Annotated in this window: 4 protein-coding genes; all 4 read left to right on the forward strand. The window is 74.0% G+C overall.

Annotated features, from left to right (window positions below; genetic code table 11):
- Positions 1-50: 50 nt before the first annotated feature.
- Positions 51-338, forward strand: a complete 288-nt coding sequence (locus tag I5E_RS22035) for an acyl carrier protein (RefSeq protein WP_042723988.1) — start codon at positions 51-53, stop codon at positions 336-338.
- The gene (locus tag I5E_RS16675) at positions 335-1,537 is read left to right on the forward strand and encodes an acyl-CoA dehydrogenase family protein (RefSeq protein WP_022907987.1); all 1,203 of its coding nucleotides are present in this window, start codon (positions 335-337) and stop codon (positions 1,535-1,537) included. Before I5E_RS22035 ends, I5E_RS16675 begins: the two co-directional genes overlap by 4 nt.
- On the forward strand, positions 1,534-2,490 hold the full coding sequence (locus tag I5E_RS16680) for an amino acid--[acyl-carrier-protein] ligase (RefSeq protein WP_022907988.1): 957 nt from the start codon (positions 1,534-1,536) through the stop codon (positions 2,488-2,490). The genes I5E_RS16675 and I5E_RS16680 overlap by 4 nt, the downstream gene beginning before the upstream one ends.
- Positions 2,487-3,539: hypothetical protein (locus I5E_RS22930; protein ID WP_031263008.1), on the forward strand; the 1,053-nt coding region annotated here is incomplete at its 3' end. The genes I5E_RS16680 and I5E_RS22930, both read left to right, overlap by 4 nt.

The following is a 3,539-nucleotide window of genomic DNA, read 5'->3' on the forward strand; positions in this document are numbered from 1 at the left end:
CGCACCCGCACGCGGCTTTCCGGGGCGCGGTCCTCCCTATGGTGCGAAGCATGCACCAGGACCCGACCACTGCAGCGACCCCCGTCGCACTCGCCACTCCGACGACCGAGCTGGCCGTCCGGCGCGCTCTCGCCGACCACGGGCGGCTCGTCGTCGACGCCATGGACGTGGCGTCGATCGCCGACCTCTACGCCCTCGGACTGACGTCCCACGCCACCGTGAACGTCATGCTCGCGGTCGAGAACGAACTCGACGTGGAGTTCCCGGACGCAGCGCTGCACCGGTCGACGTTCGCGACCATCGAGTCGATCGCCACGGCAGCGGAGTCGGCAGCGTGATCACCGAGGAGCGCCCGACCAGCGCCGCACCCGCCAGGGCCGCCGCCGCGCCGGTGGACCGGTTCGCCGACCGCACCGCGCTCGTCGTCGACATCGCCGCCCGGTTCGCCGACGAGGTCGACCGCGACGCCCGTCCCCCGCGCGAGGCGATCGCCGCGATGAAGGAGCACGGCCTCCTCGCCGCCGCCGTCCCGGTGGAGCTCGGTGGTGAGGGCGCCACCCTCGCCGAGCTCTCCGTCATCGCGACGGAACTCGGTCGCGCGTGCGCCGCCACCGCCATGGTGTTCGCGATGCACCACGGGCAGGCCATGGCGCTCTGGCGGCACGGCGGGGTCGCCCTCGGCGTCACCGCGATGATCGAGGCCGTGCGCGACGGCGCGCTCGTCGCCTCGTCCACCACGGAACGCGGCATCGGTGGCGACGCCCGACGGAGCACCTGCGCCATCGAGCCCGACCAGGCCGGACGCATCCGGCTCCGCAAGGACGCCCCGGTCATCTCCTACGCGACCGAGGCCGACGCGATCCTCGTCACCGCCCGGCGCGACCTCGACGCACCGGCGTCCGACCAGCGGCTCGTCATCGCCCTGCCCGACGAGACGACCCTCACGCAGACCTCGACCTGGGACACGCTCGGCCTCCGCGGCACCTGCAGCAACGGCTGGGTGCTCGACACCGAGACCCACGAGGACCGCATCCTCCGCGACGACTACGCCACGATCTCCGCCCGCACGGTCCTGCCCGTGTCGCACGTCCTCTGGGCGTCGGTGTGGCTCGGGATCGCGGCGGACGCCGCCGACCGCGCCCGCCGCGCCGTCCGCAAGCAGGCACGAGCCGCCGTGGGCCAGACCCCGCCGGGTGCGCTCCGGCTCGCCGAGCTCCTCGTCGACCTGCAGTCGCTCGCCGACGCCGTGCGGCACGCCGCGAACCGCTTCGACCAGGTCGCGGACGACCCCGAGGTGCTCGAGTCGACGGCGTACGCCCTCGCGGCGAACGCCCTGAAGATCAACGCCTCGGAACAGGTCACCGACCTCGTCACGAAGGCGCTGCGGATCGTCGGCATCGCCGGGTTCGCCGCCAGCGGGGAGCTCAGCATCGCCCGCCACCTCCGAGACTCGCACGGGGCCGCCGTCATGGTGAGCAACGACCGTCTCCTGCAGAACGACGCCGCACTGGCACTCATGACCGGAGCAATCCTGTGACCATCACCGAACCCACCAGCACCCGGGCCGAGCCCGCCACCGACCTCGACACCGCCCGCGCGACGCTGCGTGCGCGACTCCTCGACGACGGTGTCCTGATCGACCTCGGCTCGCCCGGCCTCTACGGCCGCACGGGCGTCTTCGAGCGCGTGTACACCGCGGTCGACGCCGCTGCCGTGGCGAGCCAGCGGGACCTCGGTGCCGACGTCCTGCGCTTCCCGCCGGTCGAGCCGCTCGCCGCGTTCGAGCGCACCGACTACATCGCGTCGTTCCCGGACCTCGCCGCGTCGATCTCCGGGTTCACCGGCGACGACCGGACCCACCGCGCGCTGCTCGCCGCACGCGAGCGCGGCGAGCGGTGGGAGGACTTCCTCGAGCCGGCCGACCTGATGCTCACCCCCGCCGTGTGCCACCCGGTGTACGGGCTCGTGGGCGACACGGTCCCCCAGGAGGGTCGCTTCTTCGACATCGTCGGCGACTCGTTCCGCCGCGAGCCGTCCCTCGACCCGATGCGGCTGCAGGCGTTCCACATGCACGAGTTCGTGCACATCGGGACGCCCGCGTCCGCGCAGGAGCACCGCGACGGCCGCATCCCGAGCATGCGCGCGCTGCTCGAGTCCTTCGGGCTCGAGATCGACGTCGTCCCGGCCAACGACCCGTTCTTCGGGCGGGTCGGGCAGATGCTCGCCCGCAACCAGGTCGAGCAGGCGCTCAAGTTCGAGTTCGTCACGCCCGTCTACGGACCGGAGCACCCGGCCACCGCGATCAGCTCGGCGAACCTGCACGAGGACCACTTCGGCACGTCCTTCGGCATCCGGACCGCCGACGGCGAGGTCGCCCACAGCGCGTGCGTCGCGTTCGGGCTCGAGCGCATCACGATCGCCCTGTTCGCCGCCCACGGCACGGACCCCGACGCGTGGCCGGCTCCGGTCCGCGCGGCCCTGGCCCTGTGAGCACCCACCACGGCTGGTCGGGCCGACCCGCGCTCCGCGTCGCCGTGCAACTGCCGGCCGCCGCGCGAGCGGGGGTCGTGCTCTGCCCGCCGCTCGGCCAGGAGGGCGTGATCGCGTACCGCACGCTGCGCCTGCTGGCCGACCGACTGGAGGCGCGTGGCGTGGCCTCGGTGCGCTACGACCCGTCCGGACGTGGCGACTCCGCCCCCGACGACGACCCCGACGCGCAGGTGCGGTCCGCGCAGCGTGCCGCCGCGCTGCTGCGTTCCACCGGCGTCGACCATGTGGCCTTCGTCGGACTCGCGTCCGCCGCGCCGATCGCCGCGGCCGCCGCTGCAGCGACCGACGGCCTGGTCCTCTGGGACCCGCCGGCCTCGGGACGCGCGTGGCTCCGGAAGCAGCGCGCCCTGGCGACCATCACGATCGGTGCCACCCGCGTCGTCGACGGGCTCGAGAGCCTCGTCGGCATCGACGTCGACCCGGCCGAGGCGACCGCCCTCGGCGCGCTGAGCTTCCAGCCGCGCACCGGCCCGACCGTGGCGCTCGTCCGCCCGGGCAGCAGCGCCCCCCGTGCCCTCGGTCCGGTGCCGACGACCGAGGTCACCGGGAGCGCCGAGCTCCTCGACGGCACGAGCATGGTCGCCCGGATCCCCGGTTCCGCCGTCGACACCGTCGTGGCGTGGATCGACGCCTGGGCACCGATCGTCGCCGTGCCGACCGTGCCGCCGACGCTCGACGAGGTCCTCGACGTGGACGCCCGCACCTCCGAGCGCATCGTCCGGATCGGTCCGGAGCGGCTCTTCGCCGTCGAGACCGTCGCGTCCGGACAGCACGAGGACGCCCCGGTCGTCGTCCTGCACAACGGTGCCGCCGAGCACCACGTCGGCGCCACCGACTACCAGGTCGCCCTCGCCCGGACGCTGGCGCGGGACGGTGCCCGCGTGGTCCGCGTCGACCGCCGGGGCACCGGCGAGAGCTCCGACGTGTACGAGGACGAGCGGTCCCCGATGTTCGCGCAGGAGTGGATCGACGACCAGCAGGCCGTCGTC

The sequence above is a fragment of the Curtobacterium sp. B18 genome (assembly GCF_000333375.1).
GTDB lineage: Bacteria > Actinomycetota > Actinomycetes > Actinomycetales > Microbacteriaceae > Curtobacterium.